At 64.4% G+C, this 18,655-nt stretch carries 19 protein-coding genes; 16 read left to right on the plus strand and 3 right to left on the minus strand.

What is annotated here, in order from left to right; translation table 11 throughout:
* Positions 1 to 450: 450 nt before the first annotated feature.
* The gene (locus B7G52_RS19965) at positions 451 to 3,654 is read right to left on the minus strand and encodes an Rne/Rng family ribonuclease (RefSeq protein WP_096699369.1); all 3,204 of its coding nucleotides are present in this window, start codon (positions 3,652 to 3,654) and stop codon (positions 451 to 453) included.
* 516 nt (positions 3,655 to 4,170) lie between these two features.
* On the opposite strand from B7G52_RS19965, the gene B7G52_RS19970 reads away from it, so the two are divergent.
* The 4 genes from B7G52_RS19970 to B7G52_RS19985 are packed head-to-tail and all read left to right on the plus strand — an operon-like array spanning position 4,171 to position 7,506.
* Positions 4,171 to 5,382, plus strand: coding sequence for an RluA family pseudouridine synthase (locus B7G52_RS19970; RefSeq protein ID WP_371329045.1), 1,212 nt, complete (start codon positions 4,171 to 4,173; stop codon positions 5,380 to 5,382).
* On the plus strand, positions 5,351 to 6,022 hold the full coding sequence (locus B7G52_RS19975; RefSeq protein ID WP_096699373.1) for an HAD family hydrolase: 672 nt from the start codon (positions 5,351 to 5,353) through the stop codon (positions 6,020 to 6,022). Before B7G52_RS19970 ends, B7G52_RS19975 begins: the two co-directional genes overlap by 32 nt.
* Before the next feature lie 44 nt (positions 6,023 to 6,066).
* On the plus strand, positions 6,067 to 6,444 hold the full coding sequence (locus tag B7G52_RS19980) for a Rieske 2Fe-2S domain-containing protein (protein ID WP_096699375.1): 378 nt from the start codon (positions 6,067 to 6,069) through the stop codon (positions 6,442 to 6,444).
* 9 nt (positions 6,445 to 6,453) lie between these two features.
* Positions 6,454 to 7,506, plus strand: a complete 1,053-nt coding sequence (locus B7G52_RS19985; protein WP_096699377.1) for a S49 family peptidase — start codon at positions 6,454 to 6,456, stop codon at positions 7,504 to 7,506.
* 76 nt (positions 7,507 to 7,582) lie between these two features.
* Here B7G52_RS19985 and B7G52_RS19990 read toward each other — a convergent pair whose 3' ends face one another.
* Together B7G52_RS19990 and B7G52_RS19995 are read right to left on the minus strand one after the other, a co-directional pair.
* Complete coding sequence (locus B7G52_RS19990) at positions 7,583 to 8,350, minus strand: SAM-dependent methyltransferase (protein ID WP_096699379.1); 768 nt, start codon at positions 8,348 to 8,350, stop codon at positions 7,583 to 7,585.
* Positions 8,347 to 8,997: a nucleoside triphosphate pyrophosphatase gene (locus B7G52_RS19995; RefSeq protein WP_096699381.1), complete on the minus strand. Its 651-nt coding sequence runs from the start codon at positions 8,995 to 8,997 to the stop codon at positions 8,347 to 8,349. Before B7G52_RS19995 ends, B7G52_RS19990 begins: the two co-directional genes overlap by 4 nt.
* Before the next feature lie 25 nt (positions 8,998 to 9,022).
* Here B7G52_RS19995 and B7G52_RS20000 point away from each other — a divergent pair, with 25 nt between their 5' ends.
* The 12 genes from B7G52_RS20000 to B7G52_RS20055 all read left to right on the plus strand — a co-directional run bounded on the left by B7G52_RS20000 (position 9,023) and on the right by B7G52_RS20055 (position 18,592).
* Positions 9,023 to 9,565, plus strand: coding sequence for a DUF177 domain-containing protein (locus tag B7G52_RS20000; RefSeq protein WP_240523544.1), 543 nt, complete (start codon positions 9,023 to 9,025; stop codon positions 9,563 to 9,565).
* A 211-nt stretch (positions 9,566 to 9,776) separates the two neighbouring features.
* Entirely contained in the window at positions 9,777 to 9,959 is a 183-nt protein-coding gene (rpmF, locus tag B7G52_RS20005) for a 50S ribosomal protein L32 (protein ID WP_096669354.1), read from the plus strand.
* Positions 9,960 to 10,044: 85 nt separating this feature from the next.
* Positions 10,045 to 11,148: a phosphate acyltransferase PlsX gene (gene plsX / locus B7G52_RS20010; protein ID WP_096699385.1), complete on the plus strand. Its 1,104-nt coding sequence runs from the start codon at positions 10,045 to 10,047 to the stop codon at positions 11,146 to 11,148.
* 8 nt (positions 11,149 to 11,156) lie between these two features.
* Positions 11,157 to 12,134 carry a beta-ketoacyl-ACP synthase III gene (locus B7G52_RS20015; protein WP_096699387.1) on the plus strand — a complete coding sequence of 326 codons (978 nt, stop codon included), beginning with the start codon at positions 11,157 to 11,159 and terminating at the stop codon, positions 12,132 to 12,134.
* A 51-nt stretch (positions 12,135 to 12,185) separates the two neighbouring features.
* Complete coding sequence (gene fabD / locus B7G52_RS20020) at positions 12,186 to 13,136, plus strand: ACP S-malonyltransferase (RefSeq protein ID WP_096699389.1); 951 nt, start codon at positions 12,186 to 12,188, stop codon at positions 13,134 to 13,136.
* Entirely contained in the window at positions 13,133 to 13,879 is a 747-nt protein-coding gene (fabG, locus tag B7G52_RS20025) for a 3-oxoacyl-ACP reductase FabG (RefSeq protein ID WP_096699391.1), read from the plus strand. The genes fabD and fabG overlap by 4 nt, the downstream gene beginning before the upstream one ends.
* Positions 13,880 to 14,054: 175 nt before the next feature.
* Complete coding sequence (gene acpP / locus B7G52_RS20030) at positions 14,055 to 14,294, plus strand: acyl carrier protein (RefSeq protein WP_011484542.1); 240 nt, start codon at positions 14,055 to 14,057, stop codon at positions 14,292 to 14,294.
* Positions 14,295 to 14,363: 69 nt separating this feature from the next.
* Positions 14,364 to 15,608: a beta-ketoacyl-ACP synthase II gene (fabF, locus tag B7G52_RS20035; RefSeq protein WP_096699393.1), complete on the plus strand. Its 1,245-nt coding sequence runs from the start codon at positions 14,364 to 14,366 to the stop codon at positions 15,606 to 15,608.
* A 60-nt stretch (positions 15,609 to 15,668) separates the two neighbouring features.
* Positions 15,669 to 16,187 (plus strand): hypothetical protein, encoded by a 519-nt coding sequence (locus B7G52_RS20040; RefSeq protein WP_205853097.1) that lies wholly within the window; start codon positions 15,669 to 15,671, stop codon positions 16,185 to 16,187.
* Positions 16,184 to 16,828: an RNA polymerase sigma factor RpoE gene (gene rpoE, locus B7G52_RS20045; RefSeq protein WP_096699395.1), complete on the plus strand. Its 645-nt coding sequence runs from the start codon at positions 16,184 to 16,186 to the stop codon at positions 16,826 to 16,828. Before B7G52_RS20040 ends, rpoE begins: the two co-directional genes overlap by 4 nt.
* Positions 16,829 to 16,911: 83 nt before the next feature.
* Positions 16,912 to 17,535, plus strand: a complete 624-nt coding sequence (locus B7G52_RS20050) for a sigma-E factor negative regulatory protein (RefSeq protein WP_240523545.1) — start codon at positions 16,912 to 16,914, stop codon at positions 17,533 to 17,535.
* Positions 17,536 to 17,572: 37 nt separating this feature from the next.
* Positions 17,573 to 18,592, plus strand: a complete 1,020-nt coding sequence (locus B7G52_RS20055; RefSeq protein WP_096699397.1) for a MucB/RseB C-terminal domain-containing protein — start codon at positions 17,573 to 17,575, stop codon at positions 18,590 to 18,592.
* Positions 18,593 to 18,655: the final 63 nt, after the last annotated feature.

An 18,655-nucleotide genomic window follows, 5' to 3' on the forward strand; every position in this document is an offset into this window, starting at 1 on the left:
CTGTCTGGGTCCTTCCGCTTCGCTCCAGGCAACCTGCGCTGCTCGACTGCGGCGGGGGTCCGCAGAACTCGCTGCGCTCGGACAACTGCGGCCCTGATCCCGCCTCCATCTGCGCTGCTCGGCCCAGCCAAACGGGTTGGGGAGCGAAGACAGAAATCGGGGAGACATGACACGCGAAGCGTGTCATGTCGGATCAGCAGGCCCTCATGTTTGCACGTCGTTGCAGCACACGCGGCCAAATGAAGTCCCCCTCCATCGCCCAGCGGGGCGAGGGCAGGGGCTAGGGGTGGGAGTGGGGAGTTGAACTACTGTCCAGAGTGAGCCGGAAACGCAGCGTGATGCTGAAGTCCTCGGCTTTCACTCCTCCAACAACCAACAACAGCAGACGAAAAAAAGGCAGCCCGAAAGCTGCCTTTGATCTGAAGTGCCAAGCCGGCACAAACGGCAGGATTACTCCGTGCGTTCACCCGCTGCCGGCCCGGCAGGCTGCTCAAACGGCAGGGTCATGTCGCGCAGGTCGCGTTTGGTCTCGACCAGCACCAGCGGGCTGGCGTCCAGTTGTGATGCCGGTGGGCGCTCGCGTGGCACGTGGATCGGCTTGGGTTCGGCTGCCATCGCCGCTTGTATTTCCGCGATCTTGCTGGCGTCGGAATTGACCCATTGCAGACCCGAGGACTGGGCCACCTGGGCCAGGTCCTGCAGCGGCAAGTCATAGGTCTGGACTTTCGGCAGCGCACGTGCTGCGGGGGCAGCAGCGGCCGGCGCGGCGGCCGCAGGCCGGGCGACGGCGGGTGCGGCGACAGGCGCCGGTGCTGCCACCGGCGCTGCCGGCACGGGAGGCGGTGCCACCGCGGCTACAAATTCAGTAGCATGCGGTGCACGTGTTTCCTGGGCTGCAGCCTGATTTGGCTCAAAGCTTTCAGCGGCGGCAGCCGGGGCTGCGCCTTCTGCCTGGCCCTCGGCGGGCTGGTCGCTGCGCTCTGAACGCTCGCGGCGGTCGCGGCCATAACGGTCACGGCTGCGGCGCTCGCGCGGCTGGCGGTCCTGGCCTTCTTCCTGACCCTCAGCGCGCGGCTGGACGTCGGTGGAAGAGGCGGGCACCACCGGGTTGCCGGCTTCATCGAGGCCGGCCACGACGGCGGGGTGTGCTGCATCAAAGCTGTCGGCCTGGGCGCCGGCCGCGGGTGCGGTGCTGCCGTCCGTGCGGTCGTCACGACGCTCGTTGCGACGGCCTGCGCCGCGCTCACCGCGTTCGCCACGCTCACCGCGTGCTTCACCACGTTCGCCGCGTTCACGGCGACCCTGGCCTTCAGCGCCCGGCTGGCGCTCGCCGTCACGGCCGGCGTCCTGTGTTGGACGTTCCTGCCGCGGCGCGGCATCACCTTCGTTCATGGCTGCGGCCATCGCGGCCTGGTTGGCCAGGGCCAGATCCTGCTCGATGGGGTCGCGTGCCGGGCGGTCGGCCCGTTCGCCACCGCGCTCGGCGCCACGTTCGCCACGGCCACGGCGGCTGCGTTCACCACGTTCGCCGCGGCCTTCGTTGTCGCCCTGGCCTTCAGGACGCGGTGGCCGCTCTGCGCGCTCGGGGCGGGCCTCATTGTTGCGGCCTTCGGGCCGCGCTTCACCGGCGGGGCGTTCCTGGCGGGCGCCTTCGGCGCGGCCATCGGCATTGCGCTCGCGGCGCTCGCCGCCACGGCCTTCACCACGTTCACCACCACGACCTTCACCGCGCTGGTCCGGACGGGCTTCGCCACGTCCTTCGCCCGAGCGGCCTTCGCTGCGGCCACCACGGCCGCCACGACCGCCGCGTTCACCACGGCCACCGCGGTCACCCCGTTCGCCGCGCTGCTCGTCACGCCGGCCTTCGCCGCGTTCGTCTTTTTTGACTTCCTTGACAGGCGCCGGTGCGGGTGCAGCTTCTGCGCCTACAAAAAATTCCTTGAGTTTGCCAAAGAAGCTTTTTTCCGCCGGAGCAGCAACCACCGGCCGGACCGGCTGGGCCGCCACGGGGGCAGGGGCCGGTGGCGGCTTGGGCACGACGATGGGCGCCGGTGCATCGGGCAGCACGCCCTTGATGATGGGTTCCTGCTTGTTGTGCTTTTCCTGGCTGCGGCGGGTGACCGTGGTCGGGTCTTCCATCTCCTCGGCCATCTTGTAGCTGGCTTCGATGTTGTCGAGGCGCGGGTCGTCGTGTTTCAGGCGTTCGAGTTTGTAGTTCGGTGTTTCCAGCGTCTTGTTGGGCACCAGCAGCACGTTGATGCGCTGCTTCATTTCGATCTTGGCGATCTCGGAGCGTTTTTCGTTCAGCAGGAAAGACGCCACATCAACCGGCACTTGGCACAGCACCGAGGCCGTGCTGTCTTTCAGCGACTCTTCCTGGATGATGCGCAGGATCTGCAATGCCGAGCTTTCGGTGTCGCGGATATGGCCAGAGCCGCCGCAACGCGGGCAGGGAATCGATGCCCCTTCGCTGAGTGCCGGGCGCAGGCGCTGGCGGCTCATCTCCATCAGGCCAAACTTGCTGATGGTGCCGAACTGCACACGGGCGCGGTCCTGGCGCAGCGCATCGCGCAGGCGGTTTTCAACGTCGCGGCGATTGCGCGACTCTTCCATGTCGATGAAGTCGATGACGATCAGGCCGCCCAGATCGCGCAGACGCATCTGGCGCGCGACTTCGTCGGCGGCTTCGAGGTTGGTGCGGGTGGCGGTCTCTTCAATGTCGCCGCCCTTGATGGCGCGGGCCGAGTTGACGTCGACGGACACCAAGGCTTCGGTGTGGTCGATCACGATGGCGCCGCCGGACGGCAGTTGCACGGTGCGGGCGTAGGCCGACTCGATCTGGTGCTCGATCTGGAAGCGCGAGAACAGCGGCGCGTCGTCGCGGTAGCGTTTGACGCGGTGCTCGTGCTCGGGCATCACGTGGGCCATGAACTGGCGCGCCTGTTCGTAGACGTCGTCGGTGTCGAACAGGATGTCGCCGATGTCGCTGTTGAAGTAGTCGCGGATCGCGCGGATGACGAGGCTCGATTCCTGGTAAATCAGGAAGGCGCCCTTGCCGCCCTTGCCGGCGCCGTCAATCGCGGTCCACAGCTTGATCAGGTAGTTCAGGTCCCACTGCAGCTCGGCGGCGCTGCGGCCGATGCCGGCGGTGCGGGCAATGATGCTGGCGCCGGCCGGGTATTCCAGCTGGTCCATGTTTTCCTTGAGCTCGGCCCGGTCTTCGCCTTCAATACGGCGGCTGACGCCACCGCCGCGCGGGTTGTTGGGCATCAGCACAACGTAGCGGCCGGCCAGCGAGACAAAGGTGGTCAGGGCGGCGCCCTTGTTGCCGCGTTCTTCTTTTTCGACCTGGACCAGGATCTCCTGGCCTTCACGGATCACGTCCTGGATGCGCGCCTGGCTGACCGACACGCCCTGGGCGAAGTATTGCTTGGAGATTTCCTTGAACGGCAAAAAGCCGTGGCGGTCTTCACCGTAGTCGACAAAACAGGCTTCGAGCGAGGGCTCGACACGTGTCACGACGGCCTTGTAGATGTTGCCCTTGCGCTGTTCGCGCCCTTCAATTTCGATTTCGTAGTCGAGGAGTTTTTGTCCGTCGACAATGGCCAGGCGGCGTTCTTCCGACTGGGTGGCATTGACCAGCATGCGTTTCATGGGGTTTCCTTCGTTCTTCTGTTCTCAAACATCACTGCCCGAAAAACGGGCAAACGACGCCGTGAGCAGACGCTGTGCGAACGTGGGGAATTGCCGGAGAGCTTTTGACGAAGCTACGGCGACTGAAAAATCAGTCGCAGAGCAGTCTGGGCGTAGGCGCGTGGATGGGGCGAGTCGGGGTCTGACAGGTGTTTGCTACAAAAACAGTAGCTGCTTGCGCCCGCAGGACAAGGGCTGACGGCTGATTTATGCCCGAAAGCGGGGCTAAAAAGCGCCGCAGGCATAAAAAAATCAGTGCTGCCAGTGATGTCAAGAGGCTACCCATGTAAAGACCAGATTTCACCTGGATCCGTGTCCAGCCCGCGGGGCTGCACACATCGTATTCCGTAGTTGTATTCGCAAAACGTCGACTCGTCTGCACAACATGTTCCTGCCGCGGGGTGCCTGGCACCGTGCGCTTGCGGGCATTTGCTGCCAGTGGCGTCGACCTTCCAGCAAGGCTGTTGCAGTGGGTTGATGGGTGTGTGGACTAAACTCCCAGACAAATCAACCACTTACAGCTTGTCGCTAGTGAAACACATTATAGGCGCAGGTTCAGGTAAAACACGCCGTCCGGGTAAACCCCTGACGGCGACGCAGCCTGACCGATCCAGACCCCCTCCACCTTTGCAAGCCCCTCCGGAGCTGCCCGCGAAAGCGGCCCCACAGGCCACGCTGGTGACAGTGGACGCTGACTTTGCGGGCCAACGCCTGGACAACTTCCTGATCCGCCAGCTCAAGGGCGTGCCCAAGACCCACGTCTACCGCATCATCCGCAGCGGCGAAGTGCGCATCAACAAGGGCCGGGCGCAGGCCGACACCCGGGTCGAGGCCGGCGACATCGTGCGCCTGCCGCCGGTGCGCACCTCGGAGCGGGCCGACGAAAAGGCCAGGGCCATGGCGGTGGAGGTGGCCCGCCACGGCGCCGCGTCCACCACAGGTGGTTACGCGCCGTCACGGGAGTTCCCGATCCTGTTTGAGGACGAGCACCTGCTGGCGATTGACAAACCGGCCGGCGTGGCCGTGCACGGCGGCAGCGGTGTGGCTTTTGGCGTGATCGAGCAGCTGCGCATGGCGCGGCCCGAGGCGCGGTTCCTGGAGCTGGTCCACCGGCTGGACCGTGAAACCAGCGGCATTTTGCTGGTGGCCAAAAAGAGGATGGCGCTGAAAAACCTGCAGGAGCAGTTTCGCGAGCGCGAGACCGACAAGATTTACCTGGCGCTTGTCAGCGGCGCCTGGCCGGCCAATCAAAAAGTGCTGGACGCCTCCCTGCAGAAATACCTGCTGCCCGACGGCGAGCGCCGTGTGCGGGTGGTCGACAAGGCGCATCCGGACGCCATGCGTGCGGTGACCCTGGTCAAGGTGAAAGCGGCGCTGGCTGCGGCCGAGCGAGATTTCACGCTGCTCGAAGTGACCATCAAGACCGGCCGCACCCACCAGATCCGTGTCCACCTGGCCAGCGCCGGCCACCCGATTGCCGGCGACGACAAATACGGAGACTTCGAACTGAACAAAGCCTTGCAAAAAGAAGCCGGCGGCGCGGCCCTCAAACGCATGTTTCTTCATGCCTGGCGGTTAAAGTTCACCCATCCGTCCAGCGGCAAACGCATTGACCTGCTGGCCGCGCTTCCCCCCGATCTCGAGAGTTTCACCGCCCATGCCACGCCCGTCCCCCCCGCTCAACTTTGACCTGATTGCCTTCGACTGGGACGGCACGCTGTTCGATTCGACCAAAATCATCGTGCGCTGCATCCAGGCGGCGGTGCGTGACGTGGGCGGCACCGTGCCGACCGACGAAGCCGCCGGTTATGTGATCGGCCTGGGGCTGATGCAGGCGCTGGCCCATGCGGCGCCCGATGTTCCGCCCGAGAAGTACCCCGAGCTCGGCGCGCGTTACCGCCACCACTACATCGGCCACCAGAACGACATCAGCCTGTTTGACGGCGTGCTGCCGCTGCTGGCCGCGCTCAAGGGGCGCGGCCACCTGCTGACGGTAGCGACCGGCAAGAGCCGGCACGGCCTCGATGAAGCGCTGCAGGCGGTCGAACTCAAGGGCCGGTTTGACGGCTCGCGCACCGCTGATGAAACCGCCGGCAAGCCGCACCCGCGCATGCTGCACGAACTGATGGACGAGTTCGGCGTGAGCCCGGCGCGCACGCTGATGATTGGCGACACCACGCACGACCTGCAGATGGCGCTCAATGCCGGCTGCGCCAGCGTCGGGGTCAGTTACGGCGCGCACGAAAGTGCCGCCTTTGACGTCCTCCAGCCGCGTTTTGTCGCCCATTCCGTGCAGGACCTGCATGACTGGCTGGCCTGCAACGCCTGATCCGCCCGGTTCGTCCCGCCTCTTGCCGCCCCTTGCCGCCCCTTATGCCTGATCCGGACCTGACCCTGATCCCGCTGTGCCGCACCGGTGAACTGCTGGAGGGTGGCGAGGCCGTACCCTTCGACGTGAACTACGCGGGCCAGACCTGCCGCGCCTTTGCAGTCCGCTTCGAGGGACGGCCCCATGCCTACCTGAATCGCTGCAGCCATGTGGCGATGGAACTCGACTGGCAGCCCAACCGGGTGTTCGACGACAGCGGCCAGTGGCTGCTGTGCGCCAGCCACGGCGCTGCCTACCGGCCCGACACGGGCGAGTGCAGCGGCGGCCCCTGTCAGGGCGGGCTGGTCAAAATTGACATTTCAGAAGGCGAAGGCCTTGTTTTCTGGCACACGTCCTACAAACTTAAAACATTGGAGTTCTAAACTACCCGTATGAATGATTCAAACCGCACCGATCCGTCCGACAATCCGGATTTCGATCCAAACAGGCCTTCAGCCCAGCAAGCACGGACGCAGGCAGCTCCTGAAAACGTAGCAAACCGCAACTCTCTGAGCACCGAGCCGGGCTGGGAGCGCGCGACGCTGGAGAGGCTGGTGTTTGCCTCCCTCAACGAGCAGAAGGCCACGCGCCGCTGGAAGACCTTTGTGCGCCTGTCCTGGCTGGCCTTTTTTGTGTTCCTGGTGTGGTTTGCCTTGCACCGCGGCGCGGCCACCACCAACGTCAGCGCGCCGCACACCGCGGTGGTGGAAATCAAGGGGGAAATCGCCGACGGGGCCGACGCGAGCGCCGAGTTCGTCAATGCCGCGCTGCGCGCTGCGTTTGAAGACGAAGGCGCCAAAGCCGTGGTGCTGCTGATCAATTCACCCGGCGGCAGCCCGGTGCAGGCCGGCATGATGAACGACGAAATCGTGCGCCTCAAGGCCAAACACAAGAAACCCGTGTATGCCGTGGTCGGAGAAACCTGCGCTTCGGCGGCGTATTACGTCGCCGCCTCGGCCGACAGGATTTTTGTCGACAAGGCCAGCATCGTCGGCAGCATCGGCGTGCTGATGGATGGCTTCGGTTTCACCGGCCTGATGGACAAGCTAGGCGTGGAGCGCCGCCTCATGACGGCCGGCGAAAACAAGGGTTTCCTGGACCCGTTCAGCCCGCAGACCGACAAGCAGCGCGTGTATGCCCAGGCCATGCTGGACCAGATCCACCAGCAGTTCATCACGGTGGTCAAAAACGGCCGTGGCAAACGCCTCAAGGAAACGCCGGAGATGTTCAGCGGCCTGTTCTGGACCGGCCAGCAGGCCATCGAGCTCGGCCTGGCGGACCAGCTGGGGTCGCTCGACTATGTGGCCCGCGAAATCGTCAAGACCGAAGAAATCATCGACTACACGCGCCGCGAAAACGTCGCCGAACGCCTGGCCAAGAAATTTGGTGCAGCCATCGGGGACGGGGCGATCCGCACGCTGAAGACGGTGCCTGCGATTCGTTGAAACAGCGCAGCCGCTTGCCGGCTGTCAGGTAAAAAAGCCCGCGCGCTGCGGGCTTTTTTTATTGCCCCGCGCGGGTTCAGCGGCCGATGCAGAACACCGTGGGCAGGGCCAGCGGTGCAGCGGGCTTGTCGCGTTTCCAGGTGCTGACCGACGCGCTGCGCGACCAGCCGCCGGGCAGGCTCAGGCCGCAGCTCAGGGCCAGCCGCGTGTTGTGCTGCAGCGTCTGCAGCAGTGCCTGCAGCAGGGCGGTGTTGCGGTAGGGCGTTTCAATGAAGATCTGCGTCTGGCCGGTCTTCAGTGCCAGCGATTCGAGTTCCCGGATGCGCTGGCTGCGTTCGCCGCCGTCCTGCGGCAGGTAGCCGACAAACGCAAAATTCTGGCCGTTCAGTCCGCTGGCGGCGAGCGCCAGCATCAGCGACATCGGCCCCACCAGCGGCAGCACCTGCAGGCCCAGGTCATGCGCGGCGCGCACGACGGACGAGCCCGGGTCGGCAATGGCCGGCATGCCGGCTTCGCTGACCAGGCCGATGTCCCGGCCGGCCAGCGCAGCCGCCAGCAGCGGGCGGGCGTCGAAGTTGCCGCCATGGTCGCCCTTTTTATGCACCTCGCGCGGCAGTTCCTGGATCTGCTGCGCCTGCACCGGCTGCTGCAGCGGCACCACCTCGCCCACCCGTTTGAGGTAGGCGCGGGTGCTTTTGGCGTTTTCACAAATCCAGCAGGACAGGGTCGCCGCGACCTGCAGCGTGCCCAGCGGCATCACGTCCTGGAGGGGGGCCTGCACGTCACAGCCGAAATCCAGCGGCGCGGGCACCAGGTAAAGCCGGCCTTTGGGGGCGGCGGTCATGGTTTTTCCTTACGTGCCGGCAGCAGCGAGATGCCAGCGGCCTGGATCATCCGGCAGGTGCGTATCAGGGGCAGGCCGACCAGGGCGGTCGGGTCGTCGTTCTCGATGGCCTCCAGCAGGGTGATGCCCAGCCCTTCGCTTTTGGCGCTGCCGGCGCAGTCGTAAGGCTGCTCGGCCTGCAGGTAGTTTTCGATCTCCTCATCGTCGAGCGCGCGAAACTGCACTTTCACCGCGGCCAGGTCGGTCTGTTCAAACCCGCTTTGCAGGCAGACCACGGCCACGGCGGTCTGGAACACCACGCTCTGGCCGCGCATCTGGCGAAGCTGGGCGACTGCATTGGCATGGTTGCCGGGCTTGCCGAGGGCCTGGCCGTTGAGGTCGGCGACCTGGTCGGAGCCGATCACCACCGCATCGGGGAAAGCCGCGGCCACGGCATGGGCCTTGGCCAGGGCCAGCCGCCGGGCCAGGGCCACCGGGGCTTCGCCGGGCAGCGGGGTCTCGTCGACCGCGGGGGAGGCCACTTCAAAGGGAATCTGCAGGCGTTGCAGCAGTTCACGGCGGTAGGGCGAGGTCGAGCCCAGGATCAGGCGGCGCGCTGTGGGGAGGGCGGCGCCGCTGCGGGCGCCGGGAGAAGGTGCAGGGTTCATGCGTCGATTCTCTTACACTGCTGCCATGTCCAGACATCTTCACGCCCGCCGGCTCAACATGCAGGCCTTCGCCCAAGAGGGCAAGCCGCTCGTCGAGAGCACGCCACTATCAACTATGGAGCGCCTGGCGCAGGAGCTGCATGGGTTGGCGCCCGATTTGGCTGTTAAATGGGAGGCGCGGGCCGAGCTGCGGCCGCACGCCGGTGCCGAAGACGACGTCTGGCTGCATCTGCAGGCCAATGCGACGCTGCCGCTGACCTGCCAGCGCTGCATGGGTGCGGTGCCCACCGCGCTGGACGTGGACCAGTGGTACCGCTTTGTGGCCGACGAAGACATCGCCATGGCCGAGGACGACCAGTCCGAGGAAGACCTGCTGGTGATGGCGCCGCAATTCGACCTGCTGGCGGTGGTCGAGGACGAGCTGCTGATGGCCCTGCCGCTGGTGCCCATGCACGAGACCTGTCCGGTGGCGCCGGTGTTCAGTGCTGGCGAGGGTGAGCTGGCACAGCAGGAAGAGGCCAAACCCCACCCCTTTGCGGCCCTGGCACAGCTGAAAAGGAAAAAATAGCCCAAAAGCCGCGTCTGCGGCGGACCCGCCGGCACCGAGCAGGCAGGCTTTCGGCGGTTGCTCAAGCGGATTTTCAGGGGGCTGGCGCCTGCCTTGCAGCGCCAAACGGAAAAGCCGCCCGTATCGCGCTATAATGCAAGGCTTGGCGCCAAGACCTTCTCACGGGTTTTGTGCGTAATTTACCCACCCTATACCCCCTCAGGAGCGGATCATGGCCGTCCAGCAGAACAAAAAATCACCTTCCAAGCGCGGCATGCACCGCGCGCACAACGCTTTGACCGTTCCGGGCATTGCTGTCGAGTCCACCACCGGTGAGACGCACCTGCGTCATCACATCAGCCCCACCGGTTTTTACCGTGGTCGCAAGGTGCTGAAAACAAAATCCGAAGCGTAATTTCGCGCTTTAACGACTGGCCCGCACTCATCCTGCGGGCCTTTGTTTTGTTGAAATCCCATTTCCTGACTGCACCGGTCCTGCCATGATCAGGATAGCTGTCGACGCCATGGGCGGTGATGTCGGCCCGCAGGTCACCGTGCCCGCCAGCCTGTCCTTCCTGGACAGCCACCCCGAGGCGGCCATCCTGCTGGTAGGTCAACCTGCCGTGCTCGCTGCCCATCCGCTGTTTCCCCGTCTTCAGGCCCATTCGCGCTGCCAGGTGGTCGCCGCCACCGAGGTGGTGACCATGGACGATCCAATCGAAGTCGCGCTGCGGCGCAAAAAAGACTCGTCCATGCGGGTTGCGATCGTGCAGGTCAAAGAGGGCGTCGCGCAAGCCGCCGTCTCGGCCGGCAACACCGGCGCGCTGATGGCCATTTCGCGCTACATCCTCAAGACGCTGGACGGCATTGACCGCCCTGCAATTGCCGGGCAAATCCCCAACGCCAAAGGCGGTGCCACCACCGTGCTGGACCTCGGCGCCAATGTCGACTGCACGGAAGATCACCTGTTCCAGTTTGCAGTCATGGGTTCTGCCCTGGTTGCGGCCATCGCCGACAAATCCAACCCCAGCGTGGGCCTGCTCAATATCGGCGAAGAGGCGATAAAAGGCAGTGAAATCATTAAAAAAGCTGGCGAACTTCTGCGATCTGCCTCTAAAAGTGGCGATCTGAATTTTTACGGCAATGTCGAGGGTAACGATATTTTCAAGGGTGTGGTGGACATCGTGGTCTGCGACGGCTTTGTCGGCAATGTGGCGCTCAAGGCCAGCGAAGGCTTGGCCGGCATGATTGGCGGCTTCATCAGGGCCGAATTTTCGCGCAATATTTTCACCAAAATTGCAGCGATCGTTGCCTATCCGGTGTTATCTGCATTTAAAAATCGGGTTGACCATAGACGTTACAACGGCGCAGCGCTGCTGGGGCTGCGCGGGCTGGTTTTCAAGAGCCACGGTTCGGCCGATGCGTTTGCCTTCGAGATGGCCCTGAATCGGGCTTATGATGCAGCTCGCAACAATTTGCTGGACCGGGTGAGGGAGCGCATTGCTCACGCGGCGCCGCTGCTGGCCATGGCCGGTGCGCCGCTGGCGGAATCCCCAGCCGCGACCGCACATGCCGAATTGGCCGACCCTACCGCCGCACATTAAGTCATTCAATGAGCCCTTATTCTCGTATCACAGGCACCGGCAGCTACCTGCCGCCGCGCCGTCTGAGCAACGCCGAGCTGGCTGCCGAACTGGCGGCGCAGGGGGTTGAAACCTCCGACGACTGGATTGTCGAGCGCACCGGCATCCGTGCCCGCCACTTTGCCGAGCCCGGTGTCTGCAGCAGCGACCTGGGGGTGGAGGCCGCCAAAAACGCCTTGCAGGCCGCCGGACTCCAGCCCGGCGACATCGACCTGATCATCGTGGCCACGTCGACGCCGGACATGGTGTTTCCTTCGGCAGCCTGCATCCTTCAGCACAAACTCGGCATCGCCGGCTGCGCGGCGTTTGACGTGCAGGCAGTCTGCAGCGGCTTTGTGTATGCGTTGACCATCGCCGACGCCCTGATCAAGACCGGTTCTGCCAGCAAGGCGCTGGTCATTGGCGCCGAGGTGTTTTCGCGCATTCTCGATTTTTCGGACCGCACCACCTGTGTGCTGTTTGGTGACGGTGCCGGCGCCGTGGTGCTGGAGGCGTCCCAGGCGCCCGGTATCCTGGCCAGTGACCTGCACGCCGACGGCAAACACGTCGGCATTCTGTGTGTGCCGGGCACCGTGTCCGGCGGCAAGGTGCTGGGCGATCCGCTGCTCAAGATGGACGGGCAGGCCGTGTTCAAACTCGCGGTCGGTGTTCTCGAAGATGCGGCGCGTGCGACCCTGGCCAAGGCCGGCCTGCAGGAGAGCGACATTGACTGGCTGGTTCCCCACCAGGCCAACATCCGCATCATGCAGGGCACCGCGAAGAAGCTCAAGATGTCCATGGACAAGGTGATCGTCACGGTGGACCAGCATGGCAACACCTCCGCCGCTTCCATTCCACTGGCGCTCGACGCGGCGGTGCGCAGCGGCAAGATCAAAAAAGGGGAGACGCTGTTGCTCGAGGGGGTCGGCGGCGGCTTCACCTGGGGCGCGGTACTCCTGAATCTATAGCAGCTTGCGTCCGTTCCATAGGGGCGGGAAGCTGTTTTCATCGATAATTTTATGAAACCTTTTGCTTTTGTTTTTCCCGGACAGGGCTCGCAGGCCGTCGGCATGCTCGACGCCTGGGGCGACCATCCGGCCGTGCGGGAGACGCTGCGGGAGGCCTCGGATGCGCTGGGCGAGGACCTGGCCCAACTGATCAGCCAAGGCCCCAAGGAGGCGCTGGGCCTGACCACCAACACGCAACCCGTGATGCTGGTGGCCGGTGTGGCGGCTTACCGTGCCTGGATGGCCGAGACCGGCGCCGCGCCGGCGGTGGTCGCCGGGCATTCCCTGGGTGAATATTCCGCGCTGGTGGTGTCCGGTGTGCTGAGCCTGGCGCAGGCTGCGCCGCTGGTGCGCTTTCGCGCGCAGGCCATGCAGGAGGCGGTGCCTGTGGGCGTGGGTGCGATGGCGGCCATTCTGGGCATGGAAGCATCCCGTGTGATCGAAGGGTGCGCCGAAGCCGCTCGCAGCTTTGGCCTGAACACCGCGGAAGTGGTGGAGGCGGTCAACTTCAACGACCCGATGCAGACCGTGATTGCCGGCAGCCAGGCGGCCGTGGAAAAAGCCTGCGAAGTCCTCAAGGCCAACGGCGCCAAGCGGGCCTTGCCCCTGCCGGTGTCGGCACCGTTTCACTCCAGCCTGATGAAGCCGGCCGCCGACAAGCTGCGGGAGAAACTGGCGGCAACGGCATTTGCCGCGCCGCTGATTCCGGTGATCAACAACATTGCGGTCGCTGTCGAAACCGACCCCGACCGCATTCGCGCGGCCCTCTACGAGCAGGCCTTCGGCCCGGTGCGCTGGGTCGAATGTGTGCAGGCCATCAAGGCGCGCGGGCTGACGACCATCGTCGAATGCGGCCCCGGCAAGGTGCTGGCCGGCATGGTCAAACGTATCGATGCCGAACTGACGGGGATGGCGATGTTCGATCCCGCCAGTCTGGCGCAAACCAGGGAGCTGCTGGCATGAGCGAGATCAAGTTTGAGGGACAGGTCGCGCTGGTTACTGGCGCTTCCCGCGGCATCGGTGCCGCGATTGCACTGGAGCTGGCGCAGCGCGGCCTGAAAGTGATCGGCACGGCCACCACCGACGAGGGCGCCGCCAGAATCAGCCAGGCGCTGGCCGCTTTTCCCGGTTGCGCCGGCCGCAACCTCAACGTGAACGACGTGGCGGCCGCCGAGGCGCTGATCGATGCCATCGTCAAGGAGCATGGCGGGCTGCAGGTGCTGGTCAACAATGCCGGCATCACGCGCGACATGCTGGCCATGCGCCTCAAGGACGATGACTGGGACGCGGTGCTGGACACCAACCTCAAGGCGGTGTTTCGCATGAGCCGCGCCGTGATGCGAACTATGATGAAGCAGCGTTATGGCCGCATCATCAGCATCACGTCGGTGGTGGGCGCTTCCGGCAACGCCGGCCAGGCCAACTACGCGGCGGCCAAGGCCGGCGTGGCCGGGATGACCCGTGCGCTTGCGCGGGAACTCGGCAGCCGCAACATCACTGTCAACTGCGTCGCGCCAGGCTTTATTGAAACCGACATGACGGCGGGTTTGCCCGAGGAACAACAAAAGGCGCTGCTCGGCCAGATTCCGCTGGGGCACCTGGGCAAGCCGCAGGACATTGCGCATGCCGTGGCCTTTGTGGCGAGCCCGCAAGCCGGTTACATCACCGGGCAGGAGCTTCACGTCAACGGCGGGATGTACATGTAAACCATCCGGCGGCTGCCGGGCTGCCCTGCGTCACCAGGATCATGAATAATGGGGACGCATGCAGCCTGCAGGCACCGGACCACAAGCCGGGTTTTATCCGTCCGGCTGGCGGGTTAGGGAATCAACCCCAACAACGCTAAAATCACGGATTAATTCACAACCCTCAGAGGGAACTATGAGCGATATCGAAGCACGTGTTAAGAAAATCATTGCCGAGCAACTTGGCGTGGAAGAAGGCCAGGTCACCAGCGAAAAAGCCTTTGTGGCCGATCTGGGCGCTGACTCGCTTGACACCGTAGAACTGGTCATGGCTCTGGAAGACGAGTTTGGCATCGAGATCCCCGACGAAGACGCCGAGAAGATCACCACCGTTCAGAACGCGATTGACTACGCGAACACCCATCAAAAAGCCTAAAGACTCCGGTCTTTTTTCAGCTCGCTCGAAAGGCCTTGGGTCTTTCGGGACTTTCTTCAGGATTTGCGCATGAGCCGTCGCCGCGTCGTTGTGACAGGTCTGGGTTGTGTCAGCCCGGTGGGTAACACCGTGGCCGACTCCTGGGCCAACGTACTTGCCGGAACGCCCGGCATTGACCTGATCACGCAATTTGATGCAAGCAATTTCGCCTGCAAATTTGCGGGTGAGGTCAAGGGTTTCGACATCACGGATTACATCCCTGAAAAAGAAGCCCGGCACATGGACCGGTTCATTCACCTGGGCCTGGCCGCGGCCTGCCAGGCGGTGGCCGACAGCGGCTTGCCCACGGGCGATGCGCTGGACGAAGAGCTGGCGACACGCATCGGCTGCAACATCGGCTCGGGCATTGGCGGCTTGCCAATGATCGAGCAGACGCACACCGAGCTGACCAACCGCGGCCCGCGCCGGATCTCCCCGTTTTTTGTACCGGCCTCGATCATCAACATGATCTCCGGGCATGTATCGATCAAGTTTGGCTTCAAGGGCCCCAACATTGCCGTCGTGACGGCCTGTACCACCGGCCTGCATGCCATCGGCCTGTCGGCACGCATGATCGAGCATGGTGATTGCGACGTCATGGTGGCCGGCGGTGCGGAAGCCACGGTGTCACCGCTGGGCGTGGGCGGTTTTGCCGCAGCCCGTGCCCTGTCGACCCGCAACGAAGACCCGAAGACGGCGTCGCGCCCCTGGGACAAGGACCGGGATGGCTTTGTGCTCGGCGAGGGCGGCGGTGTGTTGGTGCTCGAAGAGTACGAACACGCCAAGGCGCGTGGCGCGAAGATTTACGCCGAGGTTGTCGGCTTCGGCATGAGCGGCGACGCATACCACATGACCACGCCCGACGTGAATGGCCCGCGCCGTTCCATGGACATGGCCCTCAAGGACGCCGGCATCAATGCCGGCGACGTGCAGTACCTCAATGCGCACGGTACCTCGACACCGCTCGGTGACCTGAACGAGACGAATGCCATCAAGGCCGCGTTTGGCGACCACGCCAAAAACCTGGTGGTGAGTTCGACCAAGTCCATGACCGGGCACCTGCTTGGTGGCGCCGGTGGCATCGAGTCGGTGTTCACCGTGCTGGCACTGCACCACCAGAAGATTCCGCCGACCATCAATATCTTCAACCAGGATCCCGAGTGCGATCTGGACTACTGCGCGAACACGGCGCGTGACGCCAACATCGAGGTGGCTGTCAAAAACAACTTTGGTTTTGGCGGCACCAACGGGACGCTGGTGTTCAAGCGGGCCTGAGGCCTTTCTCCATCCCACACGCCCAGCCGCACCTGATTCCCATCACTTCGCACCCTGACCATGCATAACGCCCCGCCGGTTACTTACCCGCTGGGGCGTTCGCATTTCCAGGGCGTTGCCGTGCTGGGCCTCTGGCTCGCCGGGGTCGGCGTGCTGGCCCTGTGGTGGCGTGCTGCACCCGCAGCAGACTGGCGCTTGTGGACGGCCCTGGCCGCGGTGCTGGCTGCCGGTGTGGCAGCCGGATGGGCATGGCTTCATTCGCCGGTTGGCCAGCTGCACTGGGACGGGCAGGACTGGCGCTGGGAAAGCCAGGGTTACCAGTCGGGCACACCCGTGCGTGATCTGGCCGTCGCACTGGATCTCCAGCGCACCATGCTGCTGCGACTGGAGAACCAGGACCACGCGACCCTGTGGCTCTGGGCTGGCCGTTCGACCCAGCCCGAGCGCTGGCTGGATTTGCGCCGTGCCGTGCACGCGCGGCACAGGCTGTCTCCGGGCTTGATGCCATGGGACGCCAGTGCCCCTGCAGTCATGTCAGATTTTCCGGCGCAGTCTCCTTCGCCGCGTTCCGGTTCATGAGTACCGACGAGTCCCCGCAGGCGCCGGCCGCGCCAAGCGACAGCGACGCCATGCTGGTCGAGCGCACGGTCGCGGGAGACCAGAAGGCCTTTGAGCTGCTGGTCATCAAGTACCAGCGCCGCATCCAGCGCCTGATCGGGCGCATGGTGCGCGATGTGGACCTGGTCGAGGACATCGCCCAGGAAACCTTCATTCGTGCCTACCGCGCGCTGGCCCAGTTCAGGGGCGAGGCCCAGTTCTACACCTGGCTGTACCGCATTGCCGTCAATACCGCCAAAAAGGCTCTGATGGAGCTCAAGCGTGACCCCACGGTCTCAGAGAATTCCTTCAAATCCGGCCAAAGCGACGAAAGCGATGAAACTTCCCCGCTGGAAAACGAACTAATCAGTTCGGAAACGCCCGAGGCCGTGCTTGCCGGCAAGGAGATCGCGCAAATGGTCAACGTCGCCATGGAGGCTTTGCCCGAGGAGTTGCGCCAGGCCATCACGCTGCGGGAAATTGAAGGGCTCAGTTATGAAGAGATTGCGGAAGTCATGAACTGCCCGATTGGCACCGTGCGTTCGCGGATCTTCAGGGCCCGGGAAGCGATTTCCGCAAGGATCAAGCCCTTGCTGGAAAACCAGTCCGGCAAGCGCTGGTAGCTTGTTGAGAAGTGCCGACGGGTCGATGCAAGCCAGAGTGAACGACAGAGTAAACGATTGAAACCGGCAGACCCAAGCTGCCCATGGACACCATGAAACCGATGACGCAACACAGTGAGCTGATCTCCGCCCTGGCTGACGGCCAGCTCGCGAGCGAGGACTTTGCCCGTGCGCTGGCGGCCTGCGAGGCCGATGCGCAGGCGCTGGACAGCTGGAACACCTACCACCTGATTGGCGATGTGTTGCGCTCGCCGGAACTGATCCCGCATGCCGCGGATACGGCCTTTGTGGCGCGCCTGCGGGTGCGCCTGAGCCAGGAGCCGGTCTTCGTTGCCGCGCCGGCCCTGCCGGAAGTACGCCACGCGGCGGCTGGGCGGCTCGGGCGGACCGGAGGCGAAGCCGCCAACGACGCCAGCTTCCCCTGGAAAATGGTGGCGGGTTTTGCGTCCGTCGCTGCGGTGGCGGCGATTGCCTGGAATGCCGGCGCCGGCCTGCTCTCGCCATCGGCTGCACCGCAACTGGCCCGCACCGAGCCTGCTGCGCAGCAGGTGCTGGTGGTGTCGGAGCAGGGCACCATGGTGCGCGATGCCAGGACGCAGGAGCTGCTGGCGGCGCACCGGCAACTGGGTGGCACCTCGGCCCTGCAGATGCCCTCGGGGTTCCTGCGAAACGCCACCTTCGAGTCGCCCCAGGGCGAGCGTCGCTGACGTGGCCGCTGCAGGCAACGCCAGGCCGGGTCACCTCATGAGTTTCAACTGTTTTCGCCATCTGGCCCTTGCTGCGTGTGCGCTGGTTGCTACAAATTATGTAGCGGCTCAGGCCCCGGCACCTGCAGCCACAACCGCGCCGGGCCAGGTTGCGGAGCCCAGGAGCATCAACGAGTGGTTGATGCGCATGCACGAAGCCTCCAGAAACCGGTCTTACGTGGGCACCTTTGTGGTGTCCTCCGGTGGCGTCATGTCCAGCGCCAGGATCTGGCATGTCTGCGACGGATCGCAGCAGATGGAAAAGGTCGAGACGCTGACCGGGGCCCCGCGTACGGTTTTCCGGCACAACGACCAGGTCGTGACCTTCATGCCCGACCAGAAGGTGGTGCGTTCTGAAAGGCAGGAATCGCTGGGTCTTTTTCCCCAGCTGCTCAAGTCCACCGACAGCCACATCGCCGATTTCTACAAGGCCCGGCAGGAGGGCAGCGAGCGGGTGGCCGGGGTGGAGGCCGACATCGTCGCCCTGATTCCCCGCGACACGCTGCGTTTCGGCTACCGCGTCTGGGCCGAACAGAAGAAGGGCATGGTCGTCAAGCTGCAGACGCTCGATGCCGATGGCAAGGTGCTGGAGCAGGCGGCGTTTTCGGAATTGCAGCTCGATGCGCCGGTCAGGATCGACAAGCTGGCGCAAATGATGGCCAAGGTCGATGGTTACCGGGTCGAGAAACCGGGACTGGTCAAGACCACGGCCAGCGCCGAGGGCTGGATGATGAAAACCCCGGTGCCGGGCTTTCAGTCCATGAGTTGCTACAAGCGCCCGCTCGCGGGCCAGTCGGGAAGCGACCCCATGCAGTGGGTTTTTTCGGACGGCCTGGCGTCGGTATCGCTTTTTGTCGAGTCGTTTGATGCGCAGCGCCACACCCGGGAATCCAGGGTGTCCCTGGGTGCCACGCAGTCACTGACCCGGCGTGTCGACGCTTACTGGCTGACCGTGATGGGCGAGGTACCCATGGCCACCCTGAGCCTGTTTGCCAATGGTCTTGAACGCAGGAAATAGCGCCCCCATGTCGTCCTGGCCCATGCCTGTGGTTGCGGGGCGGCCCTGTGCCCGGCTGTTGGC

It is taken from the genome of Polaromonas sp. AER18D-145, from assembly GCF_002379095.1.
Taxonomy (GTDB): Bacteria; Pseudomonadota; Gammaproteobacteria; order Burkholderiales; family Burkholderiaceae_C; genus Polaromonas.